The 24961-nt window shown below is 53.6% G+C and carries 21 protein-coding genes; 14 read left to right on the top strand and 7 right to left on the bottom strand.

Annotated features, from left to right (window positions below; translation table 11 throughout):
- Positions 1-50: 50 nt before the first annotated feature.
- The 3 genes from SPK40_RS10495 (at position 51) to hldE (ending at position 6186) form a co-directional block, all read left to right on the top strand.
- A complete protein-coding gene (locus SPK40_RS10495; protein ID WP_330960445.1) occupies positions 51-1646 on the top strand; it encodes a methyl-accepting chemotaxis protein in 1596 nt (531 codons plus the stop codon).
- A 154-nt stretch (positions 1647-1800) separates the two neighbouring features.
- Complete coding sequence (gene glnE, locus SPK40_RS10500) at positions 1801-4659, top strand: bifunctional [glutamate--ammonia ligase]-adenylyl-L-tyrosine phosphorylase/[glutamate--ammonia-ligase] adenylyltransferase (protein ID WP_330960446.1); 2859 nt, start codon at positions 1801-1803, stop codon at positions 4657-4659.
- Positions 4660-4755: 96 nt separating this feature from the next.
- Positions 4756-6186 (top strand): bifunctional D-glycero-beta-D-manno-heptose-7-phosphate kinase/D-glycero-beta-D-manno-heptose 1-phosphate adenylyltransferase HldE, encoded by a 1431-nt coding sequence (gene hldE / locus SPK40_RS10505; RefSeq protein WP_248141483.1) that lies wholly within the window; start codon positions 4756-4758, stop codon positions 6184-6186.
- 72 nt (positions 6187-6258) lie between these two features.
- On the opposite strand, the gene tolC is transcribed toward hldE, so the two are convergent.
- The gene (gene tolC / locus SPK40_RS10510) at positions 6259-7554 is read right to left on the bottom strand and encodes an outer membrane channel protein TolC (protein WP_248141482.1); all 1296 of its coding nucleotides are present in this window, start codon (positions 7552-7554) and stop codon (positions 6259-6261) included.
- Positions 7555-7968: 414 nt separating this feature from the next.
- On the opposite strand from tolC, the gene nudF reads away from it, so the two are divergent.
- From nudF to idi, 8 genes are all read left to right on the top strand, one after another.
- Positions 7969-8613, top strand: a complete 645-nt coding sequence (gene nudF, locus SPK40_RS10515; protein ID WP_248141481.1) for an ADP-ribose diphosphatase — start codon at positions 7969-7971, stop codon at positions 8611-8613.
- Positions 8592-9041, top strand: coding sequence for a DUF1249 family protein (locus tag SPK40_RS10520; protein ID WP_330960447.1), 450 nt, complete (start codon positions 8592-8594; stop codon positions 9039-9041). The genes nudF and SPK40_RS10520 overlap by 22 nt, the downstream gene beginning before the upstream one ends.
- Before the next feature lie 28 nt (positions 9042-9069).
- A complete protein-coding gene (gene cpdA / locus SPK40_RS10525) occupies positions 9070-9894 on the top strand; it encodes a 3',5'-cyclic-AMP phosphodiesterase (RefSeq protein ID WP_330960448.1) in 825 nt (274 codons plus the stop codon).
- Entirely contained in the window at positions 9894-10472 is a 579-nt protein-coding gene (gene yqiA / locus SPK40_RS10530) for an esterase YqiA (RefSeq protein WP_330960449.1), read from the top strand. The genes cpdA and yqiA overlap by 1 nt, the downstream gene beginning before the upstream one ends.
- 120 nt (positions 10473-10592) lie before the next feature.
- On the top strand, positions 10593-12482 hold the full coding sequence (gene parE, locus SPK40_RS10535; protein ID WP_330960450.1) for a DNA topoisomerase IV subunit B: 1890 nt from the start codon (positions 10593-10595) through the stop codon (positions 12480-12482).
- Between the two features lie 73 nt (positions 12483-12555).
- Entirely contained in the window at positions 12556-14823 is a 2268-nt protein-coding gene (parC, locus tag SPK40_RS10540) for a DNA topoisomerase IV subunit A (RefSeq protein WP_330960451.1), read from the top strand.
- Positions 14824-14991: 168 nt separating this feature from the next.
- The gene (locus SPK40_RS10545) at positions 14992-15717 is read left to right on the top strand and encodes a 1-acylglycerol-3-phosphate O-acyltransferase (protein WP_248141476.1); all 726 of its coding nucleotides are present in this window, start codon (positions 14992-14994) and stop codon (positions 15715-15717) included.
- A gap of 76 nt (positions 15718-15793) precedes the next feature.
- Positions 15794-16330 (top strand): isopentenyl-diphosphate Delta-isomerase, encoded by a 537-nt coding sequence (gene idi / locus SPK40_RS10550; RefSeq protein WP_330960452.1) that lies wholly within the window; start codon positions 15794-15796, stop codon positions 16328-16330.
- Between the two features lie 96 nt (positions 16331-16426).
- Here idi and SPK40_RS10555 read toward each other — a convergent pair whose 3' ends face one another.
- From SPK40_RS10555 to argF, 5 genes are all read right to left on the bottom strand, one after another.
- Positions 16427-16816, bottom strand: coding sequence for a RidA family protein (locus tag SPK40_RS10555; RefSeq protein WP_211647082.1), 390 nt, complete (start codon positions 16814-16816; stop codon positions 16427-16429).
- Positions 16817-16899: 83 nt separating this feature from the next.
- Positions 16900-17880 carry a trypsin-like peptidase domain-containing protein gene (locus SPK40_RS10560; RefSeq protein ID WP_330960453.1) on the bottom strand — a complete coding sequence of 327 codons (981 nt, stop codon included), beginning with the start codon at positions 17878-17880 and terminating at the stop codon, positions 16900-16902.
- Positions 17881-18128: 248 nt separating this feature from the next.
- Positions 18129-18593 (bottom strand): aspartate carbamoyltransferase regulatory subunit, encoded by a 465-nt coding sequence (gene pyrI, locus SPK40_RS10565; protein ID WP_248141473.1) that lies wholly within the window; start codon positions 18591-18593, stop codon positions 18129-18131.
- A gap of 15 nt (positions 18594-18608) precedes the next feature.
- Positions 18609-19538, bottom strand: coding sequence for an aspartate carbamoyltransferase (gene pyrB, locus SPK40_RS10570; protein WP_330960454.1), 930 nt, complete (start codon positions 19536-19538; stop codon positions 18609-18611).
- 261 nt (positions 19539-19799) lie between these two features.
- Positions 19800-20804 (bottom strand): ornithine carbamoyltransferase, encoded by a 1005-nt coding sequence (argF, locus tag SPK40_RS10575; protein ID WP_330960455.1) that lies wholly within the window; start codon positions 20802-20804, stop codon positions 19800-19802.
- A gap of 303 nt (positions 20805-21107) precedes the next feature.
- Here argF and rraB point away from each other — a divergent pair, with 303 nt between their 5' ends.
- Positions 21108-21488: a ribonuclease E inhibitor RraB gene (gene rraB, locus SPK40_RS10580; RefSeq protein WP_330960456.1), complete on the top strand. Its 381-nt coding sequence runs from the start codon at positions 21108-21110 to the stop codon at positions 21486-21488.
- Positions 21489-21604: 116 nt separating this feature from the next.
- Here rraB and SPK40_RS10585 read toward each other — a convergent pair whose 3' ends face one another.
- The gene (locus SPK40_RS10585; protein ID WP_248141469.1) at positions 21605-22303 is read right to left on the bottom strand and encodes an NUDIX hydrolase; all 699 of its coding nucleotides are present in this window, start codon (positions 22301-22303) and stop codon (positions 21605-21607) included.
- A gap of 176 nt (positions 22304-22479) precedes the next feature.
- On the opposite strand from SPK40_RS10585, the gene prs reads away from it, so the two are divergent.
- The gene (prs, locus tag SPK40_RS10590; protein ID WP_330960457.1) at positions 22480-23334 is read left to right on the top strand and encodes a ribose-phosphate diphosphokinase; all 855 of its coding nucleotides are present in this window, start codon (positions 22480-22482) and stop codon (positions 23332-23334) included.
- A gap of 10 nt (positions 23335-23344) precedes the next feature.
- Positions 23345-24940, top strand: coding sequence for a nicotinate phosphoribosyltransferase (locus SPK40_RS10595; RefSeq protein WP_330960458.1), 1596 nt, complete (start codon positions 23345-23347; stop codon positions 24938-24940).
- Positions 24941-24961: the final 21 nt, after the last annotated feature.

The following is a 24961-nucleotide window of genomic DNA, read 5'->3' on the forward strand; positions in this document are numbered from 1 at the left end:
AAGCGTTCGAGGATCGAACCGCTGGCTAAGACAAAGGAGATCCATACAATATGGTTGAAATGGTTTTCAAGCCCTGGGAAAAGGGAATCAGCAACATCAGACTCGTCCCCAAACTGGTTTTACTCATGGTGTTCAGTACGGTTTTACTGATAGGGAAACAGTTGTGGGATGCCCGAACTTTTTATCAGTCGGTTGTCGACATTCAGAAAGAGCAGGCCAGAGAGCAGGCGCTGAATCAGGCTGCGATGCTGTCGGTTTTATTCGCTCAGGGGGATGCGGGACTGCAGCAGGCTGTGTCGGTCATTGAAGCGCAAAAGGGGCAGGACGGTGCTTATACCTATCTGGTGAATACCGCTAATGGTCAGGTGAACGGACATCCGGCCACAAAGCAGCTCAACGGTTTAACGGCGCAGACAGACAGTGGTCAGGCGCTGGGGGCGCAACTGGCGCGGCTGACTTCCGCACAGGCGCTGACACTCGGGGATGGCAAGCGTTTTGAATATGCCGTGCCGGTGGCCGGGACCCGCTGGCTGATCGTTGCGTCACAGTCCGGTGCAGAAGCCGACAGTTATTACAGTGCTTACATGGTGCAGATTGCCTGGCAGACCGCCGCAATGATTGTGGCTTTCATGGTGCTGTTGCTGGGGGCTGCCAGCCTCATGTTGCGCCAGACCGGTTATCTGGCCGAAGCAATCAAGCGTATGGCAAACCGGGACTTTTCTCAGCCGGTGGTGATGGATTGTCAGGATGAATACGGCGATCTGGCCCGTGAACTGGAACGGACACGGATTCAGCTCAGTGAGGTAATCCGGAATCAGCGCGCCGCCTCCACGGAGCTGACTGAACTGGCAGACATGATGTCTGTCAGCATGCAGGAAACCAAAGAATCAGCGCAGGAAGAATTCCACGAAATTGACCTGCTGGCCTCGGCTATGAGCGAGATGACCTCTACGGTTCAGACCGTGGCAGAAAATGCCCGCGAAGCTTCAGGAGCCACGGAAGGTACTGCCGCTCAGGCCAATCAGGGACAGCAGTTTGTGGCGAAAACCATTACCACGATTGATCAGCTGTCGACCGATATCCGGGCATCGGCCGAGGCCGTCAGCCAGGTTGAAACCCGGGTGGAGCAAATTGGCACTGTGATTGTCACTATTCAGGGCATTTCCGAACAGACGAACCTGCTGGCACTGAATGCGGCGATTGAAGCTGCCCGTGCCGGTGATGCCGGACGCGGCTTTGCAGTCGTGGCAGATGAAGTCCGGAATCTGGCGCAGCGGACCCAGACAGCAACGGTGGAAATTCAGGAGATGATTGGTCAGCTGCAGGACAGCGCCAAACAGGCGGTCGGCCTAATGGAGCAAAGTGTGGTTGAGGCGGCCGAAGGGGTCGATCTGGTGACCAGTGCCGGCGGTGAACTCGATAAGATTGTCGAACAGGTTCAGCGGATCAATGACATGAATTTCCAGATTGCATCTGCGTCTGAACAGCAGAGTGCGGTTGCCGAGGAAATGAATCAGAACCTGAATAATGTCAGGGAGCTGGTTGAAGCTTCTGTCGTGGTGGTGACCGAACTGACGGAGACCGCGGATACGATGAAGGGGCACTCGGCAGATCTGGAACAAAAAATTCAGGCCTTTCGGATCTGACGGACCTAACCCCTCTGACCCGACTGACAGCGCCCGCCAATTTGGTGGGCGTTCTTTTGATCGGCCTCAATGCCCTGATCCGTTATCTTAGTCGGAAGATGTCAAATACTGCGACGTTGGGTGGACAGCCCTTACCACTTGCCAAGGAATGAATATGACACACGCACGCCTTCAACACGCCACTGAAAGGGCGATGGAAAAGCTACAGCAAGCGCACCATGAACAACTGGCACAATGGCCATCAACATGGCAGGACGAACTGAATCAGGTATTGGGGCTGAGCGATTTTATACAGGCTTCGTTGATTCAGGATCCCACGTTGTTGCCCTGGCTGGCGCAACAGCTGGAGCAGGCGGAGCGTGCCGACTGCTATCGTGAAGCGCTGCGGGAACTGTTGTCTGCTGTAACCGATGAGGCCGCTTTATTACGGGTGCTGCGTGGTTTCCGGCGTCGCGAAATGGTCTGGATTGCCTGGCGGGATTTTACTCAGCGGGCAACGCTGGATCAGAGCTTGTCGCATCTTTCCCGACTGGCAGAAGCGCTGATTATGGAAGCTTATCACTGGCTCTATGCCCAGTGCTGTCAGGAATTCGGAACGCCATGCAGCGCGGACGGTGTCCCTCAGCCGATGCTGATCCTGGGGATGGGCAAACTGGGTGGCGGCGAGCTGAATTTTTCATCTGACATTGATCTGATTTTTACCTACCCGGAAAACGGTGAAACGCAGGGCGGACGACGCAGCTTGGCGAATGCCCAGTTCTTTACCCGTCTCGGTCAGCGGTTGATCAAGGCGCTGGATCAGCAGACGGTCGACGGATTCTGTTACCGGGTTGACATGCGTCTGCGCCCGTTCGGCGATAGCGGCCCTCTGGTCATGAGTTACGCTGCTCTTGAAGATTACTATCAGGAACAGGGGCGTGACTGGGAACGTTACGCCATGATCAAAGCGAAGGTGATGGGTGACGAAAGCGCAGAACATTATCAGACGCTCCGCCAGATGCTGCGACCATTTGTGTTTCGCCGCTATATCGATTTCAGTGCGATTCAGTCGTTGCGGCGGATGAAGTCCATGATCAGTTCGGAAGTCCGCCGCCGCGGCCTGACCAACAATATCAAGCTGGGGCCCGGCGGGATCCGGGAAGTGGAGTTTATTGCGCAGTCATTTCAGCTGATCCGGGGAGGGCGGGAGCCTTCATTGCGGCAGCGCGGGCTGAGAGAAACCCTGGCGGCGGTGAATGCGCTGGCGTTGCTGCCGGAAACACAGGTAGAGCAACTGACACAGGGGTATGCTTTCCTTCGCCGTCTGGAAAATCTGCTGCAAGCCATTCACGACAAACAGACTCAAACGTTGCCGGACACGGAATTGGATCAGATCCGGCTGGCAACGGCGATGGGTTATGCCGACTGGGTGGCACTCTCGGCAGAGATACACCGGCACATGGCAGCCATTCACCGGGTGTTTGAGGACATTGTCGGCGCGGATGAAGAAGACAGTCACGATGCTGTGGCGCAGCCTTATCACGAGCTCTGGACTCTGATTGAAGATGAGGAAATGCTCGTTGCGGTACTCAGTGATGTCGCTGCACCAGACATTGAAGATCAGGTGGCAGTGCTGACCCGGTTGAAAGAGGAACTGTCGAAGCGGACGATCGGACCACGTGGCCGTGAGGTGCTGGCACGCCTGATGCCGGAAGTCTTCGCCCGTATCGTAACCCGGGACGATGCCGCGCTGGTGCTGTCGCGGATTAGCCAGTTGATAGTCCGGATCGCGACCCGGACCACGTATCTGGAATTGCTGAGTGAACATCCGGGCGCACTGGATCATCTGGTCCGTCTTTGTGCGGCCAGCTCAATGGTGGCTGAGCAGCTGGCTCAGTATCCGATTCTGCTCGATGAACTGCTGGATTCGCAGCATCTCTATCATCCGGTACCGCTGGATCAGTATCAGGCTGAGCTGCAGGAATATCTGGCACGGATCCCGGAAGAAGATATGGAGCAGCAGATGGAAGCGATCCGCCAGTTCAAGCAGGCGCAGCTCCTGCGTATTGCTGCAGCGGATATCGCGGGGGTGCTGCCGCTGATGAAAGTGAGTGATCACCTGACTTATCTGGCCGAGGCGATCATCGGCGCTGTGGTGAAACAGGCCTGGCTGCAGATGGTGGCCAAATATGGTGAGCCGTCGCACCTGGCGGAGCGTCGCGGCACTGGATTCGGCGTGATTGGTTACGGCAAACTCGGCGGGATTGAGTTGGGGTACGGCTCTGATCTGGATCTGGTGTTCCTGCACGACTGTCCGGCGGATGTATATACCACTGGTGAGAAGGCTATTGATGGCCGCCAGTTCTATCTGCGTCTGACCCAGCGAATCGTCCACCTGTTTTCAACCCGGACAGCATCCGGTGTGCTGTATGAAGTTGATATCCGGCTGCGTCCTTCCGGCGCTTCCGGGCTGCTGGTCAGTCCGCTGGATGCATTTGCCGAATATCAGGCTAACGAAGCCTGGACCTGGGAACATCAGGCGCTGGTGCGTGCCCGGATGGTATACGGCGACGATGTGCTCAGACCGGGGTTTGATCAGTTGCGAGCCGGGATCCTCTCTCAGCCCAGGGATGCTGAGACGCTGCGTCAGGCTGTGGTGGAGATGCGTGAGAAAATGCGGCAGCATCTCGGCCGGAAAAAGCCGGGCCAGTTTGGTCTGAAACAAGACCCGGGCGGGATCACTGATATTGAGTTCATCACGCAGTATCTGGTGCTGTGTCACTGTGCCCAGCAGCCTGCGCTGACCCGCTGGTCTGACAATATCCGTCTGTTTGAAACGATGGCAGCCAAAGGCGTGATGGCACCCGAACAGGCGCAGGCGCTGATTCAGGCGTACTGTACGCTGCGGGATGAAATTCATCGTCTGAACCTCCTGGGGCAGGATGCTTATGTGGATGAGGGAGAATTCGCGGCGGAACGCGATGTGGTCACCCATCTGTGGCAGCAAATTTTTGAGGTTTCATCGCAGGTGTAACCGAGTGTTAACCTGATCCCGGCGGTATTCCCCCGGTGTATGCCGCACAGGCTTTTATGATAGTATTTCGCAGTTTTTACCGTTCCGGAGAGAAGAATGAAACTGACACTGCCTGATTATGACCAAGCCAGTGTGCTGGTTGTGGGTGATGTGATGCTCGATCGCTACTGGACTGGCCCGACAGGACGGATTTCACCTGAAGCGCCAGTTCCGGTTGTGAAAGTGGACCAGATTGAAGAACGTCCGGGCGGCGCGGCCAACGTGGCTATGAATATTGCAGCGCTGGGCGGCAAGGCGCGTCTGGTCGGTCTGACCGGCATTGATGATGCTGCGCGTGCATTGAATGAAAAGCTGTCCTCGCTGAAAGTCCGTTGTGACTTTGTCTCCCTGCCGGATTACCCGACGATCACCAAATTGCGGGTGATGAGCCGTGGTCAGCAGTTGATCCGTCTCGATTTTGAAGAAGGTTTCCATGATGTGGATGCGGATCTGATCCTGCCGCGTCTGGAGCAGTCGCTGCCGAATGTTAAAGCGATGATTCTGTCTGATTATGCCAAGGGTGCGCTGGAGCATGTCCGTGCCATGATTGAGCTGGGTCGCCGCAGCGGCGTTCCTGTGCTGATCGATCCGAAAGGCACAGACTTTGAGCGTTACCGTGGTGCGACCATGCTGACGCCAAACCTGTCTGAGTTTGAAGCCGTTGCCGGAAAGGCAAGCACAGATGAAGCGCTGGTGGAAAAAGGTTTTGCCCTGATCGACCAGTACGAACTTGAAGCACTGCTGGTGACGCGCAGCGAGCATGGAATGACCTTACTGCAAAAAGGTCAGGAACCGCTGCACATGCCGACGCAGGCAAAAGAAGTTTATGATGTGACCGGTGCCGGTGATACCGTGATTTCGGTCCTGGCTGCCTCGCTGGCGGCGGGCAAATCCCTGTCGGATGCCTGTAAGCTGGCGAATGCCGCAGCAGGTGTTGTGGTGGGTAAACTGGGAACCTCCACACTGTCGACAATTGAACTGACCAATGCAATTCACGGTAGTCAGGACAGTGGCTTTGGTGTGATGACCGAAAGTCAGTTGAAGCTGGCGATGAATGCTGCGAAGGCACGGGGTGAGAAAGTGGTCATGACGAATGGCTGCTTCGATATCCTGCATGCCGGCCATGTTGCTTATCTGAACGAAGCGGCCAAGCTGGGGGATCGTCTGATTGTCGCGGTGAATGCTGACAGTTCTGTCCGTGCGCTGAAAGGTCCGGGACGTCCGGTGAATCCGGAAGATCGCCGGATGGCCGTGCTGGCCGGTCTGGCTGCGGTGGACTGGGTGGTACCTTTTACCGAGGAAACGCCACAGCGTCTGATCAGCGAAATCCTGCCGGACCTGCTGGTGAAAGGTGGTGATTACAAACCAGAGCAGATTGCCGGTGGCCGTGAAGTGATTGCGAATGGTGGCGAAGTCCGTGTACTCAACTTTGAGGACGGTTGCTCAACCACGGAAATCATTGAAGCGATCCGCGGTGGTAAAGGTTAACTGCCGCCAACGCATTGTGCACACAATAAAAAAGCGCCTTGAAGGCGCTTTTTTTGTATCGGAGTTTCCAAATTATTTCTTCTTGGCCGGGATCAGACCCTGATTGACATCCAGAATGTCCTGCTCGTTCAGAGAACCGACAGCCTGCTTCAGTTGCAGCTGGCTCAGGATGTAATCATAACGGGCATTGGACAGCTGCCGGTTGGCATCGTACAGACGGCGGGTTGCATCCAGCACGTCAACGATCGTCCGTGTACCCACGTCAAAACCGGCTTCAGTCGCTTCCAGGGCTGAACGGGCTGAAACGACAGACTGTTCGTAGGCCTTCAGGGCACCAATCGAAGCATTGATGTTGTTATAGGAAGCGCGGACATTTTTCACCACACCACGATAGGTTTCTTCCAGCGTTTCGCTGATTGAAACATAGGAGTACTGAGCCTGTTTTACTTCAGATGTAACCCTGCCGCCGGTGTAAACCGGCAGTTTCAGGTTAATACCGGCACTCAGGATGCCCTGATCAATGTTGCCGCCCTGCTGCATCTCGTCGTAGCTGTAACCCGCATCAAAGCTCAGGGTTGGCAGATGTCCTGATTCTGCCAGTGCAATCTGATCGCGGGCAACATCTTGCGCGATACGGGCATTGAGCAGGTTCAGGTTCTGACTTTCTGCATTGGTCAGCAGAGTTGTAACTGCGTTATTCGGGCGGCTGGCCGAGAAACGCTGGGTATCCAGCACCAGCAGATCTTTATGCGCCTGACCGGTAATTTCACGCAGGTCTTCATAACTGTTGGTCAGCGCGTTTTCTTTCAGGATTTCATCAGCCAGGACGCTGTCATACTGAGCCTGTGCATCATGCACGTCTGTAATCGCGGAAAGTCCGACTTCAAAACGCTGCTTAGTCTGCTCCAGCTGGCGGCCGACTGCGGCCTTTTCGGCACGGACGAATTCCAGATCGTCCATGGCTCTCAGTACAGAGAAATAAGCGGTGGATACACGCAGAATCAGGCTTTGCTTGGTTGCAGCATAGCTGGCATCCGTCTGACGGGCCTGCTTTTCGCTGATGTCCAGGTTGACCCAGCTTGCACGGTTATACAGGGACTGAGTCAGACTCAGGCCGCCTTTGAATCCTTCATCTTTGGAATCCAGACGGGTTGCCTGTAAACCGGCAGTCAGATTGATTTCTGGCAACAGTGCACTGCGGGATGAATTAATCGCTTCGAAAGCGGTATCTTTATCAGCCGCGGCCCGGAGCAGCTGAGGGTCGTTCTGTTTGGCCTGTTCGTAGATATCGGCAAGATCGTCAGCCATCGCAAAAGGGCTGAGTCCACCCAGTGCTAGGCCGAGATATAGCGGAAGCAATTTTTTCATGAATGCTTTTCCTGAAGTCCTGACAAATAATGTGCAACGTTCAGTTTACCTGATGATACCTTGCTTGAAACTGATCAATTGTGATTTTTTTGCGCAATTCTAACCATAGGACACGCTTTTACTTGATTGTAATTGCAATCTTTTTGACGTGATGTCGCAATGATAGCGAAAAAATTTATGATGGTTCAGCAAGTTTTCACAAGTGTGACACGGTTGTTCATACAGCTTACCATCGTCTCATACTGAATCATGGCTCAATTTCGCGTCAGGTTAAAAAAATCTGCAACATTTATCAAAAAAGTTGAGTTTACCCATTGCCTCATCACTGGGATGAATGAAAAAATGGCGTTTTGGCCGAATGTGAGCCTTTTTGGCGACTAAGCGGTGAAGACGTTGCGCTGAAGGAGAATACAAATGCCGGAGCAATTGACCGATGGTCCCGGAACGCTGGGCCTGACCGATGTGGAAATCACGGAGGAAGAAGTGCGTTATCAGGGCTTTTTCCGGTTAAAGGCTTTTCATTTTCGCCATCGCCTCTTTGCCGGGGGCTGGAGCCAGCCTCTGGCCCGGGAAATGCTGGACCGGGGCCATGCCGCAGCTTTGTTACCCTATGATCCGGTCCGGGATCAGGTGGTTCTGATTGAACAGTTCCGGATTGGGGCACTGGCCGGGGACTGTCAGCCCTGGCAGATGGAAATTGTTGCGGGCATGATCGAGCCGGGTGAGAGCGCAGAAGCTGTAGTCAGCCGCGAAGCCGTTGAGGAAGCCGGGCTGGATGTCGGCCAGATGACCTATATCACCCGCTATTTGTCCAGCTCCGGGGGCTGTTCGGAAACCCTGAGTGTGTATGCCGGTTGTGTCGACAGTCGTCTTGCACAGGGGATTCACGGGCTGGAAGATGAAGGTGAGGATATCCGCGTTCATGTGGTCAGCCGCCAGCAGGCTTATGACTGGGTGACGTCTGGTAAAATAGAAAATGCAGCCAGCATCATTGCGCTACAATGGTTGCAGCTACACTATCAGCAGTTACAGGCCGAATGGGCGAAGGAAGGGAAGTGAGTCACAAAAGGTACACCGTCGATCTTGCAGGCATCATGCGGTTATATGAAACCAATTATGCGAAGCTGCTTCCATTGCTGCCAAAAAGTGAGGCAGTGGGGGAGGAGTGCGCCTATCAGGTTGGCAGCCATGATTATAAGCTGCGTATTCTGGAGTCAACTCGCTACACGACATTGATCCAGCTGAAAATGGAAACCGACAGTGGTTTGCCGGATTACCTGATCCCGACCTTTACCGTCCGTTTATACCATGACGCCAGGGTGGCAGAAGTGTGTTCCATTCAGCAGATTTCGCGTTTGAAGCCAAGGTATGATTACCCCAATTTGCGGATGCACCAGAAAGATGAGAAACATCAGGTCAATCGCTTCTTGGGAGATTGGCTGGCTTACTGCCTCAGGAATGGCCTGAGTAAGCAATCGGTTTATTAACGACTTTATTCAACAAGGTTTTGACGTTTTGCAGACCTATTCTCTGCCGCAGAAAAATTCAGATAGTGTACTGTTGCTGCAACTGACCGATACCCATCTATTTGCGGATGAGACCGGGAGTCTGCTGGGTGTCGCAACGAAAGACAGTTTTCATGCCGTGCTTGATGAAGTGGCGGCACAGTCACGTCCGTTTGATGCCATTATCGCCACCGGCGATATCTCTCAGGATCACACCCCGGAATCATATCAGCGCTTTGCCGACGGGATCTGCCGCTGGGCACAGCCATGCTTCTGGTTACCCGGGAATCATGATTATCAGCCAAGTATGAAGAGTGTGCTGCCTTCCCCGCAGATCAAAGCCTGTGATCAGGTGCTGGCGGGTGAGCACTGGCAGGTCATTTTGCTCGACAGCCAGGTTGTTGGTGTGCCGCACGGTGAACTGAGCGAGGCGCAGCTGGCGATGCTGGCGCAGGCGCTGACCGCCGAGCCGGACCGTCACGCACTGGTTCTGCTGCATCACCATCCGCTGCCGGCAGGCAGCCGCTGGCTGGATCAGCATCAGCTGAAAAACAATGCGGCGTTCTGGCAGGTGATTTCGCGTTTTCCGCAAGTGAAAGCTGTGTTGTGCGGCCATATTCATCAGGAGCTGGATGTGCTGCATCAGGGCGTCCGCGTGCTGGCAACACCGTCGACCTGTATTCAGTTTATGCCTGATTCCCATGATTTTGCACTGGACCAGTTGAATCCGGGCTGGCGCTGGCTGGCATTGATGCCAACCGGTGAAATTGACACCCGGATCGAGCGGGTACGCAAGCGTTCTTTCTCACCCCAGTTTGATGCGGCGGGTTACTGATGGACGCACTGCTGCTTTATCTTCACGGTTTCAACAGTTCTCCCCAATCGATGAAAGCTCAGCAGATGGCGGATTACTGCCGGGCTGAGCGCCCGGACATCCGGGTCGAGATCCCACAACTGCCCTGCTATCCAAGCCAGGCAGCGCAGTTTATTGATACATTAGTTACTCATCTGAAGCCGACATACAGGATTGGGTTGGTCGGCAGTTCTCTGGGCGGCTATCTGGCGACCTGGCTCAGCCAGCGACACGGATTACCTGCGGTGCTGGTGAATCCCGCCGTGAAGCCTTTTGAACTGTTGATGGATTACTTGGGTGAGCAGATGAACCCCTATACTGACGAAGTGTATTCCCTGGCGCCGCATCATATGGATGAGCTGAAAGCGCTGGAGATCGGGCAACTGAGTCATCCCGAACTGTTGTGGTTGCTGCAGCAGGAAGGGGATGAAGTGCTCGATTACCGCCAGGCGGTGGAAAAATACGCAGCCTGTCGTCAGACGGTAGAACCGGAAGGGGATCACAGTTTCATCGGATTTAATCGCTATCCCGCCGATATCGTCCGCTTTTTAGGTTTATAACTGTTTCGCAGCGTGCTCTGGGGCACGCATGATTCATCAGGTCTCAGCCAGCCTCAGCTTGACATCAAGGCTGAGGTTACTGACTATTGTGGCAACATTTTCTCGTAACTTTCCGAATCTATGACAGACCAAAGCTATAACGCCGGAGCCATTGAGGTTCTGAACGGCCTGGAGCCGGTTCGCCGCCGCCCCGGCATGTACACCGACACGGCACGGCCGAACCATCTGGGCCAGGAAGTAATCGACAACAGTGTCGACGAGGCACTGGCTGGCCATGCCAGGAAAGTCGAAGTGATCCTGCATGAGGATCAGTCGCTCGAAGTAATCGATGACGGCCGGGGGATGCCGGTGGATATTCACCCGGAAGAAGGGGTATCCGGGGTCGAACTGATCCTGTGTAAACTCCATGCCGGGGGAAAATTCTCCAATAAAAACTACCAGTTCTCCGGGGGCTTGCACGGGGTAGGTATCTCCGTGGTGAATGCCCTGTCCACACGGGTGGAAGTCACGGTCAAGCGCGAAGGTCAGGTCTATCAGATCGCGTTTGAGAACGGTGACAAAGTCAGTGAACTGGAAGTGATTGATACCTGTGGCCGTCGGGCCAAAGGTACCCGGGTTCATTTCTGGCCGGATGCCAAATACTTCGACAGCCCGAAATTCTCGGTCAGTCGCCTGAAGAGCGTGCTGAAAGCCAAGGCCGTGCTGTGTCCCGGTCTTGAAATCGTCTTTACCGACAAGATTGCCAACGAAACACTGCGCTGGTGCTATGAAGACGGCCTGAACGATTATCTGTTTGAAGCCGTCAAAGAATACCCGTTAGTGCCGGAAGCGCCGTTTACCGGTGTGTTCTCCGGTCAGAATGAAGCGGCTGACTGGGCGGTGGTCTGGCTGCCGGAAGGCGGCGAGCTGCTTACCGAAAGCTACGTCAATCTGATCCCGACGGCTCAGGGCGGCACCCATGTGAACGGGCTGCGTCAGGGCCTGCTGGATGCGATGCGTGAATTCTGTGAATTCCGGAATCTGCTGCCGCGCGGCGTGAAGCTGACGGCAGAAGATATCTGGGACCGCTGTGCTTATGTGCTCTCAGTGAAGATGCAGGATCCGCAGTTTGCCGGTCAGACCAAAGAGCGCCTCTCGTCTCGCCAGTGTGCTGCGTTTGTTTCCGGAGTGGTGAAAGATGCCTTCAGTCTGTGGCTGAATGAGCGCCCGCAAATTGCGGAACAACTGGCTGAAATCTGTATCGCCAACGCCCATCGCCGGATGCGTGCGAGTAAAAAGGTGGTCCGGAAGAAAGTCACCAGTGGTCCGGCGCTGCCGGGTAAACTGGCTGACTGTTCGCAGCAGGATCTCAGCAGAACCGAACTTTTCCTGGTGGAGGGTGACTCGGCTGGCGGTTCCGCCAAACAGGCCCGTGACCGTGAATATCAGGCCATCATGCCGCTGCGCGGTAAAATCCTGAATACCTGGGAGGTTTCTGCTGATCAGGTACTGGCCTCGCAGGAAGTACACGATATTTCCGTCGCGCTGGGTATTGACCCGGACAGCGATGATCTGAGTGGCCTGCGCTACGGTAAAATCTGCGTGCTGGCGGATGCTGACTCGGATGGTCTGCACATCGCAACCCTGCTGTGTGCGCTGTTTATGAAGCACTTTGAAGCCTTGGTGCGCGCCGGTCACGTTTATATTGCGATGCCGCCGCTGTACCGGCTGGATCTGGGCAAAGAGGTTTACTACGCGCTGGATGAAGCTGAAAAAGAAGGCATTCTTGATCGCTTAAGCGGCAAGCGCGGAAAGGTCAACGTCCAGCGCTTCAAAGGTCTGGGCGAGATGAACCCGATGCAGCTGCGTGAAACCACGATGGACCCGAATACCCGTCGTCTGGTGCAGCTGACGATTGATGACGACGAGCAGACCAACCAGATGATGGATATGCTGCTGTGTAAAAAGCGTTCTGAAGACCGTCGCAGCTGGCTGCAGACCAAAGGTGATCTGGCCGAAGTTGACGTGTAAGCCGACGACCCCATGACTGATTTCCTCCTGCCGGGCAGACCGGCAGGAATGAGAACAACACGGATTTAGCACCATGACTGATGTCTCAATGGAAGGTATCGAGCAGCTTCCGCTGCGAAAGTTTACTGAAGATGCCTATCTGAATTACTCCATGTACGTAATCATGGACCGGGCCCTGCCGTTTATCGGCGATGGCCTGAAACCGGTACAGCGCCGGATCATTTACGCAATGTCTGAGCTGGGCCTGAGTGCCACAGCCAAATACAAGAAATCGGCCCGGACCGTGGGTGACGTGCTGGGTAAGTATCACCCGCACGGTGACTCGGCCTGTTATGAAGCCATGGTTTTGATGGCGCAGCCGTTCTCGTACCGTTATCCGCTGGTCGACGGCCAGGGGAACTGGGGTGCACCGGATGACCCGAAATCGTTCGCGGCCATGCGTTATACCGAATCGCGCCTGTCACGTTTTTCTGAAGTGCTGCTCAGTGAGCTGGGTCAGGGCACGGTCGAGTGGGGCCCGAACTTTGACGGCACCATGAAAGAACCCCTGATGCTGCCGGCCCGTCTGCCGCACATCCTGCTCAATGGTGTCACGGGGATTGCCGTGGGCATGGCAACCGATATTCCGCCGCATAATGCCCGTGAAGTCGCCAATGCCGTGGTGCATCTGATCGAACATCCGAATGCTGATCTGGACGAGCTGATGACGTTCGTCAAAGGTCCGGATTATCCGACGGAAGCGGAAATTACGTCTTCGAAAGAGGATCTGAAAAAGATTTACCGCACCGGGAAGGGCAGCGTGAAAATGCGTGCGGTGTGGAGCAAGGACAACGGTGAAATCATTATCACCGCGCTGCCGCATCAGGTTTCCGGTTCGAAACTGCTGGAGCAGATTGCCGGGATGATGCGGGCGAAGAAATTGCCGCTGGTGGAAGACTTGCGTGATGAGTCGGACCATGAGAACCCGACCCGGATTGTGATCGTGCCGCGCTCGAACCGCGTTGACTGCGAACAGCTGATGGAGCATTTGTTTGCGTCGACTGATCTGGAGAAAAGTTTCCGGGTCAACCTGAATATGCTGGGTCTGGACGGACGCCCGCAGGTGAAAGGTCTGGTGACGATTCTGTCTGAATGGCTGACCTTCCGTCGTGAGACCGTGCGTCGCCGCCTGCAGCACCGTCTGGACAAAGTGCTGGCCCGCCTGCACATTCTGGAAGGTTTGCTGGCTGCTTATCTCAACATCGATGAAGTGATTGAGATCATCCGTACTGAAGATGATCCGAAAGCAGAACTGATGAGCCGTTTCGGGCTGAGTGCGACTCAGGCGGAAGCGATTCTTGAGATTAAATTACGCCAGTTAGCCAAACTGGAAGAGATTAAGATTCGTGGTGAGCAGGACGAACTGAATAAAGAGCGTGAGAAGCTGGAACAGCTACTGGGCTCTGAACGTCGCATGAATACCCTGCTGAAAAAAGAACTGCTGGCCGACGCTGAGAAATACGGTGATGACCGTCGTTCACCGCTGGTCGAGCGTGCTGAAGCCAAGGCGATGACTGAGCGTGATCTGCTTCCGAGTGAAGCGATTACCGTGGTGTTGTCCGATAAGGGCTGGGTCCGTCATGCCAAAGGCCATGAGGTGGATCCGAGCACGCTGAATTACAAGTCGGGTGACAGCTATCTCAGCCACGCTCGCGGAAAGAGCAATCAGCCAGCCGTCTTTATTGGCAGCGACGGCCGAAGCTATGCGCTGGAATCTCATTCGCTGCCTTCTGCGCGCAGTCAGGGTGAGCCGGTTACCGGTCGTCTCAACATTACTCCAGGCAGCAGTGTACGGCAGGTTCTGATGCCGGAAGATGAGCAATACTGGCTGATGGCGTCTGATGCCGGTTATGGTTTTGTCTGTAAAGGCAGCGACATGATTTCCAAGAACCGGAACGGTAAGGCGTTGCTGAGTGTTCCGGCTGAATGCGAAGTGATGCCGCCACAACCGATCTCGGATCTGAAATCAGATCAGGTGCTGGCAATCACCAATGAAGGCCGGATGCTGGTCTTCCCGATCCAGGATCTGCCACAGCTGGGTAAAGGGAAAGGGAATAAGATCATCAATATTCCGGCTGCCCGAGCCAAATCTCGGGAAGAGTTCTTGTCGCATCTGCTGGTACTGCCAGCAGGCGGTGAGCTGACGCTGTATGCCGGTAAGCGTAAGCTGGGGCTGAAAGCTGCCGATCTGGAGAATTTCATCGGTGAGCGCGGACGTCGCGGGGCGATGCTGCCGCGTGGCCTGCAGCGGGTCACCAGCTATGAAATGACCTCTCCGGATCAGGACGATGATCAACTCTGATGATCATCCTGAGCTGTAAGTGATGAAACAGGCCTCATTTCTGAGGCCTGTTTTGTTTCTCCGGGGCATTTGAACTGGTGTCAGGATCCGACAAAAAAGCCGTTTTATGGATGTAATTTCCCTTTGACTGGGTATACTAGCGCACGCTTGTACGCTGAGGAGAATTTGATGATTGCTGTATTTCGACTGTTGGCACTTGCGCTGTTTGCCATCGTCATGTTTGTGTTCGGTTGTGGTTATTGCCTGCTGAGCCCGCGTAACCCGAAACATGTTCACACGTTTGCCCGTTTATTCGCGAAAATGTCCCGTATCCTCGGCATTCGGCTGGAATTACGTGTGGCAGATGCAGCCAAAGAAGTCGGCCCGAGCGTGCACATCGGCAACCACCAGAATAACTACGATCTGTTCACCATTGCCGGTGCAGTTTTGCCGCGTACCGTAACGGTCGGTAAAAAGAGCCTGCTGTGGATGCCTTTGTTTGGCCAGCTGTACTGGCTGACCGGCAATATTCTGATTGACCGCGCGAACCGCAGTAAAGCCATGGGGACGATCGGACAGGTTGTTGAAAAGATTAAAGAACGAAAGGTATCGGTGTGGATGTTTCCGGAAGGAACCCGCTCCCGTGGCCGTGGTCTGCTGCCATTTAAAACCGGTGCGTTTCATGCTGCGATTGGTGCCGGCGTACCCGTCGTCCCGATTGTGTGCAGCACCACAGACCATGTAAAGTTTAATCGCTGGAACAATGGTGTGGTGATTGTTGAAGTGATGCCACCGGTTTCGACCGAAGGGATGACCAAAGAAGACATTCGTGAGCTGTCAGAGCGTTGCCGTGATCTGATGGTCGCGAAGCTGGATGAGCTGAATGCTGAAGCTGCGGCCCGATCCGCCAAATAATCGTTTCACGGATTGTATTGTCAGGAAGACAGGCCATTGGGCCTGTCTTTGTTTTTGTCGTCAGAAAAGGTGAGTCATGAGCCGGGAATTTGTGATATTGGTGAATCAGGCCGGTGAGCATCTGGGGCTGGCTGAAAAAATGCAGGCTCACCGGGATGGTTTGTTGCATCTTGCTTTCTCGGTGCTTTTGTACCGGGAAACCGCAACGGGCAGAGAGTTTCTGCTGCAACAGCGGGCGATGGAGAAGTATCACAGTGGCGGCTTGTGGACCAATACCTGTTGCTCTCATCCACGTGCGGGAGAAAGCCTGCAACAGGCCGCATCCCGGCGTCTGGACGAAGAGTTGGGGATCAAGGACGTGACGAGCTTTGAGGAAGTGGCCCGATTTATTTACCGCGCAGCGCTGGATAACGATTTAGTTGAGCATGAACTGGATTATATTCTGGTTGCAGAAACGCCGGTTCTGGCTGTAGCGCCCAATGCGGATGAAGTGATGGCTTACCGCTGGTGGCCAGAGGCGGAACTCTCCGCTTGCCTGGCGCAATTCCCTGAAACTTTTACGGCCTGGTTCAGTGAAGTCTACAAGCATACGCAGGCCTCACTTCGTCCATAACATTTGCGCACAAAAAAGACGGGTTAGACCCGTCTTTTTCTTTCATTGCATTGTTAAATCCGCATTTTTGCATCAGAGTCCGGGGATTGACCGGAATCAGGCTTTGCGAACAGCAATGGCTTCGATTTCGATTTTCACGTCTTTTGGCAGACGGGCAACCTCAACGCAAGAACGCGCCGGGTAAGGGGCATGGTTTTCATCGAAGAATTGACCATACACTTCATTGACGGTGCCGAAGTCGTTCAGATCTTTCACAAACACGGTCATTTTCACGATATCTGACACTTTCAGACCAGAAGATTCGACAACGGCTTTGACGTTTTCCAGAGACTGACGTGCCTGTGCCGCGATATCTTCCGGGACTTCACCGGTCGCCGGATTCACTGGAATTTGGCCGGAAGTCAGAACCATGTTGCCCAGATCCACGCCCTGAACATATGGGCCGATCGCTGCAGGCGCTTTGTCTGTGTGCAGTACTTGAGTCATCGTTGTTCCTTATTGATTCATTGTGAAGGTGCTAGGGTCACCAGACCCTAGTGTGCAACGCCTTCTCTGGCAGGTCAAAAGGTTTACTCCTGAAAAACAGGGACCAGCCGGGAGTTTTGAATCACTTCGGGATCAGACTTGTCAGCATCGCTTGTCTGATAATTCGCTGGTGCGTCTGCTTTCAGGGCGACATCTTTACTGTCATTTGTGGTTGCGGGGAAAGTCCCTGTCACCTGAGTCTGGAAGCTGCTGAGCGGTGACGGGGTCGGACGGAGCTCGGACACCGGGGCCAGCGCGGGCCGGATTGTTGCGGTTTCAGGATTGTGAGGTAAACCCAGTGCGTCCGGTACGTCGGTGTTACGGTTGATGCGCCGGACATAAGGAGAGACTTCGATACTGGCGAGGTCATGACTGGCGGATGTGGGCGTGATCCCTAACTCGGCCAGCCAGTCGAAGATCAGGGTGGCAGGGATAAACTGGCTGTAGCGGAGCGCCGGACGCAGGTTTTTCAGATCTTCCGGATTGTTCACGATGGCGACAGTGATCCCGACGACCTCGCCGGCGTCATTCAGCACCGGGCCGCCGCTCATACCGGACATCACCGGGGCATCACTCAGTGAGTACAGGCACTGGGTGTTGGTATCAATGACGTCCTGCAGGTATTTGCCCTGGCCCTGAATGCTGTTCCCCAGCAGGGAATGTCCCAGATGAGTGACATCCTGATCCGGGTAAATCAGCCCCCAGGTTGGCACGCTGGCGGAATCGGTCCGGATCAGCGCCAGATCGCAGAGTGGATGATAAATCACATCCCGGTTCCAGGAATAGCGGGCGACATGTTTGGCCGTGACCTGAAGATGCGGTGTAATCGGGACTGACGAACCGAATCCGCCAAGCAGGATGGGCACGCCGATCACCACCTGCTGATTGGCAGCATGTGTCGGTGCCTGAGAAACCTCACCATTGGTCATGATACAGCTGACAAGCCCCAGCGCCAGAACCCCGGCAAACAGTTTGCCTGCCCATTTTTTCAGCAAAAGATGACAATACTGCGCATTCCAATTCATTGAATGTCCCTGCTTTAGTGCCTGTGATACAGGACGAAAACGTGCAACCCCAGAAGAAACGCAGCGGACTGACCTGATGGAAGTCAACGATGCGTGGCGTTTTTCCTGAGTCTAGGGAGCAGACTGACGAGACAATGTTGTTGAACTGAGAATGGCGGGGCTGAGGAGTCAAAAGGCTGTAAAAACAGTAAAGCCGGCTCAGAGGTGAGCCGGCTTTCTCAGTTTTGTCATCGGAGATGGGCGGACAATCAGTGGTAATCGGTGACGATATCGCGTGCAAAGACTTTTTCACAGTATTTGCACTTCAGACGGACTTCTTCATGTTTGGTCAGAACTCTGAAACTGCTGTCAACCGGCTCATTGTGGGTGATGCAGTTTGAGTTCGGGCACTTGAAGATCGCGTTGATCTGGGCAGGCAGTGACAGCGTCAGCTTCTTCACCACCTGATAGTTTTCAATCTGATTGACCGTGGCTTTTGGGGCATACAGCGCCAATTGATTGGCCAGCTCTTCATTCAGGAAGACATTTTCAATTTTGATCAGATCCTTGGTGCCCTGAACGGAAGAGGGCAGATTCAGACCAATGGTCACTTTTTCTTTGGCTTCGTGCAGCTGGAACAAACGCAGGACCTTGATGCCGATATTGGCAGGGATATGGTCGATGACAGTGCCGTTTTTGATCGCTTCAACCTGAAGTTGGGTATCTTTTGTCATGATGGTATCTCCTGCTTAAAGATTTGGGTTCAGCACCAGCGCCAGCAATGCCTGACGGGCATAGACCCCGTTTTCTGCCTGCTGGAAATAATAGGCGTGCGGGGTGGTATCCACATCAGTGGTGATCTCATCAACCCGTGGCAGCGGATGCAGCACTTTCAGGTTTTCCCGCGCATTGGCCAGCATGTCTGCATTCAGAATATAAGCCGCCTTCATGTGGGCATATTCCGATTCATCGAAGCGTTCTTTCTGCACCCGGGTCATATAGAGGATGTCCAGTTCAGGGATCACTTCTTCCATCTGCGTATGCAGGCTGTACTGAATGCCGGCTTCGTCCAGCTCTTCGCAAATGTAATCCGGCATCGCCAGCGCTTCAGGTGCGATAAAGAAGAAGCGGATGTTGTTGAATTTCGACAGTGCCTGCGTCAGAGAGTGGACGGTACGGCCGTATTTCAGATCACCGACAAAGGCGACATTGAGATTGTCCAGCCGGCCCTGAGTTTCAGCAATACTGAACAGATCCAGCAGGGTTTGGGTCGGGTGCTGGTTCGCTCCGTCGCCCGCGTTGATGACCGGAACTTTTCCGGAAAACTCGGATGCCAGACGGGCCGCGCCTTCCTGCGGGTGACGCATCACGAAGGCATCGACATAAGAGGTGATGACCTGCACGGAATCAATCAGGGTTTCGCCTTTCTTGGCCAGTGACGTATTGCCGCCGCTGTCAAAGCCAATCACACTGCCGCCCAGGCGCTGAATTGCCGTTTCGAACGACAGGCGGGTACGGGTCGATGGCTCGAAGAAACAGCTGGCGATGACTTTATGTTTCAGCAGCTCTGGGTTGGGTTCCTTTTTCAGCTGTGCGGCTGTTTCAACGATCAGTTCGAGTTCACTGCGGCTAAGCTCGGGGATTGAAATAATGTGCTTATGGTATAGCGAATTCGCCATGGCGCTTCCCTCTTTGGTCTGGAACAAGTTGCTTCAGCTCTGTCTGGTCCGGAGTTACAGGTAAAAAAAAGCCCCCTGAGATCAGGAGGCTTGTGGATTCGGTTTCGGAGAAACAAAAACGGCACGGCTCGCCGTGAACCGGCGGCGTCGCTGCAGATTTTGCATTGCGATCAGGGCCATTTTTTGCTCTCTCCAGACAAATTGCGGAGGATTATACCGTCATTTTTCTGGGGCGCAAGCGTTTGCCCGGTTGGATGTTCGCTAGCTGCCCAGTGTTGCTACCATCACGGCTTTAATCGTGTGCATCCGATTTTCTGCCTGATCAAAAACAATCGAATGTGCCGACTCAAAGACGGATTCAGTTACTTCCAGCCCGGACAGGCCGTATTTTTCTGCCACTTCCTTCCCGACGGTGGTTTCATCATTATGAAACGCGGGCAGGCAGTGCATGAATTTGACGCTGGGATTGCCGGTTGCTTTGAGCGTGGATGAATTCACCTGGTAAGGCAGCAGATCCTTCACCCGTTCATCCCAAGCAGACGGCGCTTCACCCATCGAGACCCACACATCCGTGTAGAGATAGTCACATCCCTGAACGCCTTCCTCAACCGATTCGGTCAGGGTGATACGTGCGCCGGTTTCCTTTGCAATTTCAAGGCATTGTTTAACCAGTGTCTCTTCCGGCCAGTAGGCTTCCGGCGCAACCAGACGGATATCCATCCCCATTTTTGCCGCACCCACCATCAGGGAGTTGCCCATGTTGTTCCGCGCATCGCCCAGATAGGCAAATTTGATTTCCTGCAGCGGTTTCTCCGGGATGTGTTCCTGCATCGTCAGAAAGTCAGCCAGGATCTGCGTCGGGTGGAATTCATCGGTCAGACCGTTCCAGACCGGTACACCAGCGTATTGCCCCAACTCTTCGACGATATCTTGTCCGAAACCGCGGTACTGGATGCCGTCATACATCCGGCCCAGCACCCGGGCGGTGTCTTTCATTGATTCTTTATGACCAATCTGACTGCCTGACGGTCCGAGATAGGAGACACGGGCGCCCTGATCAAAAGCCGCCACTTCAAAGGCACAGCGGGTACGGGTCGAGGATTTTTCAAATATCAGGGCAATATTCTTGCCGTTCAGGCGCGGCTGCTCGTGGCCGGTATATTTGGCTTTTTTCAGTTCTGCGGAAAGTGTCAGCAGGTGCCCGATTTCGCGTGGGGTGAAATCCAGCAGCTTGAGAAAATTCCGGTTGCGCAGATTAAATGCCATATCTCGTCCTCGTGTTCATGACTTCAGCGAACACTGATCGCTGCGTTATGTATGTAAATACGTTATTTGTGAATAATTACCCATAAAATATGAAATTATATATGCTCGTGTCAATCGTAAAAGTCAGCTGAAAAGCCGGAAAAAAGCGCGGTCGGTCCGTGCTGGATTGCCCGGTCTGGTAACGGTCATGAAACCGGGGAAAGAAAAGGGCGGGGAGAAGATGGAAATTCATGGTGATCCGTGCCATATTGGCGGCCGATTTTGTACATACTCAGGTCGTCAGACCCTACTTGGAGAGACCCTATGTCTTACGCAGAACTGATTGAAGAGCAGAAGGAAGAGACTCGCGAGATTATCGAGTCCCTGCTGGAAGATGGCAGTGATCCGGACGCGCTGTATTCGATTGAGCACCACTTCTCCGCTGATACCTTTGCGCAACTGGAAGGTGCTGCTGCAGAAGCATTTAAAATGGGCTACGAAGTGATGGATGCTGAAGAGCTTGAGCTGGATCCGGAAGACGGCGGCGGTAAAGTAGTCTGTTTTGATGCCGTGATGGAATCTACACTGGATGCTGAGCTGATCGATGAGCAGGTTCTGAAGCTGGTGGAACTGGCACAGAAATACAACATTGATTACGACGGCTGGGGCACTTATTTCGAGTCGGGTGAAGACGACGAAGAGTGATTCCATCTGTGGCAAAAAAATCCCCCGATTTGTCGGGGGATTTTTTTAGTGCGACCGATCATCATGAAGATCAGGGAGAAAGTCTTTTTCCCGCTTCCAACGGATATCACCTCAGGCTACAGGCTGAGATTTCGCTCAAAATGCACGATATCGACATCCGGTTTTAATTTGTAGAGCTGTGCCAGTCGGCCGCCGGATTTCACTTTCTCATCCAGGGCTTCGAACATCCCTGAGGCCTCAATTCTTCTCACCAGGCTCTTACGCTGGATTGGCTTGGCAATGATCGCTTCAATGGCCGATTTGAGCTGTCCGATGGTGAACTGTTCGGGCAGACAATAGACGGGAATCATCGAATACAGGGCCTTTTGCTGTAAGCGCTCTTTGGCTTTTTCGATGATGTGCTTGTGATCAAATGCGACGGCGAGATCGGGCAGTTCACCCAGATCCACCCACTTGACGTCATCGACGGCGTCGATTTGTGTCGCAGCGTGTTGCGGGGAAATTAAAGCGTAATACACCAGCGTCACGCTGAATCCTCTCGGATCGCGGTTGATCCCGGAAAATGCCTGCAGCTGCTCCAGATATTGTGGTGCAACGCTGGTTTTCTCTTTGATTTTCCTCAGCGCACTCATATCGGTATTGTCGTCTGAGTCGACATCCACAAATCCGCCCGGTAATCCCCACCGTCCCTGAAAAGGGGCGTTCGCCCGTTTCACCAGCAGAACTTTCAGGCTGCCCTGCAAAATTGTAAACAGCACGCTGTCCACCGTGAACAGTGGGTTTTTGTATTGGTTTAAATCGTAATCAAGCGCCATGACAATCTTATTTTGTGTCTTTTCGACACAATAACGAAATCTTGTTAATCAGGCAAATGAAGAGGAGTCATACATAAGGAAATCAGATATTGTGTCTTAAGGACATAAAGTTGTTGATTGGTGGGATTTTGTTTGCTACCTTGTTTGTGTCTTAAGGACATTATTTGTGAGGGGATATGAAAGTCATCAGTTATGAATACGCTGGAAACACAAAAGATGTGGCATATGAAGCCTTTACTTTTTCCGGAGGAGAAGAGCACATCCGTTTCAATCCATCGGATTTCGCTCAAAGCGAAAAAGTACAGGTGATTGCCAGAGTCACGAACTCCTCACAGGTAATGCGTCTGTTGATGGCCGTTGATGCATTAAAAAGACTGTGTATGGAACGGATATCAATTGAATTGCTTATCCCGTATTTCCCGTATGCGCGTCAGGACAGGGTCTGTGTGGTCGGTGAAGCGCTGGGCGCGAAAGTCATGGCATCCCTGATTAACCAGCTCAATCTGAATAAAGTCACCGTGTGGGATGCCCACAGCGAGGTGGTGCCGGCGTTACTGGACAGAGTCGAAAATATAGCCCAAGTCAACCTGATTGAACAGTTTCCGCAACTGCGACAACAGCTGAGCAGCGGCGCACTCACATTGATTTCGCCGGATGCAGGCGCAAGCAAAAAAACGGTCAAAATCGCGGAGCACTTTGGCGGTGAGCCTGAAGTGATTCAAGCGCAAAAAGTCCGTGATCTGAAAACCGGTGAAATCCTTCAAACCCAGGTGCTGGGTGAGGTCAGCGGAAAAGATGTGCTGATCGCCGATGACATCTGTGATGGGGGCAGAACCTTTATTGAACTGGCGAAAGTACTGAAAGCGCAGGGGGCTAAGTCCATTGCTCTCTATGTGACCCACGGCATCTTTTCTCAGGGGCTGGCCGTTTTTGCTGGCCTGATCGACACCATTTACACCACGAATTCTTGCCGTGATAAAGCGGATTTCATTCAGCACAGCGATGTGCAACTGGAAATGATTGAACTGTAAGGAGTACCCCATGACGATTACCGCAGCCAGCATGCAGAAAGATGTTTATAAAGAATTTCACAGCCGTGCTTACCACCCGGATGTCACAGAAGTCTATGCGAACTATACGTCCCGCAGCGGCAAGTTAAGCAACGTGGAAAATAACGACAAAGTGGCCTTTGTCGGCCTGCAATACTTTATCAAAAGTTATCTGCAGGAAGAGTGGCAGGCCTTCTTTGAGGCGGACAAAGAGAGCGCTGTGGCAAACCACAGACGGATTATGAGTGCCATGCTGGGCTATCCCGTGGATGTCAGTTATCTGGAAGCGTTGCACGACCTGGGCTACCTGCCGTTAAGAGTGAAAGCCTTACCGGAAGGCACCCTGGTGCCCTATCAGGTGCCGCCAATCACCATTGTGAACACCAAGCCCGGTTTTGAGTGGCTCACCAATATGATTGAGACCGTTCTCAGCTGTGAAAACTGGCCGATTCAGACCAGTGCCACCACTTCTGTGGCTTACCTGAAAGTCTTTCGGGAATTTGCGGAAAAAACCGGGCTGCCGGCGGAGATCGTGCCATTTCAAGGCCATGATTTTAGCTTTCGCGGTATGTTCGGGAAACACGCGGCGGCGATGAGCGGCTTTGGGCATCTGGCATCGGGCCTGGTAGGAACCGACACCATTCCTGCGGTGCTCTTTGCAGAAAAATACTATGGCGCGAATGTAGACGAAGAGCTGGTGGGCTGCTCGGTCGATGCCACGGAGCACTCGGTTACCTGTTCCTGGATCCTCGAAGGCGAAATTGAGTTTTTCCGTTACCTGATGCGTGAACAGTCACCGACGGGCATTCTCAGCGTGGTTTCAGATACCTGGGACTTCTGGAAGCTGGTCACGGAATATCTGCCTGAACTTAAAGAAGAAATTATGTCTCGCGATGGTACTGTGGTGATCCGCCCGGACTCAGGCGATCCGGTGAAAATTCTGACCGGATATCGTTTATCGCCGGTATCCGAATATAGTGAGCTGGTTCATTCACAACAGGAAGCTGAGCAAGCGGCAATGCGCGAAGGTTTCGAAGCGTATCGCTGGCAGGGTGAATATTATGGGGTTGTTGATGGCGAAACTCTGCCGCTTCAGCCATGTGAAATCAAGGGATTAATTGAGTGCCTGTGGGACACGTTTGGTGGGACTGTCACCGACAAAGGTTACAAGCTGCTGGATGAACATATCGGTGCTATTTATGGGGATGCGATTACGCTGACCCGTCAGCGTCTGATTTTACAACGGCTCATGGAGAAAGGTTTTGCCTCTAAGGTGGTGCTGGGCATTGGCTCATTCAGCTATCAGTATGTCACACGGGATACCCATGGCTCAGCTGTGAAAGCAACCAGCGTGGTCAAAGGTAACCAGCGGGTTGCGATTTTCAAAGAACCAAAAACTGACAGCAAAAAGCGTTCGGCAAAAGGCTTGCTCAAAGTGGACCGTGTTGATGGTGAACTGGTGTGCTTTGACAACGTCTCGGAGGCAGAGGAGCAGCAAGGATTATTACAGGTTGTCTTTGAAGACGGTAAATTGCTCAAAGAGACGACACTCCGCGATATCAGGGCGCTGATCAGTACGCAGATTTAACGGACGTTTGATTTAATTTGT

This window comes from Photobacterium sp. 53610, assembly GCF_036409375.1.
GTDB lineage: Bacteria > Pseudomonadota > Gammaproteobacteria > Enterobacterales > Vibrionaceae > Photobacterium.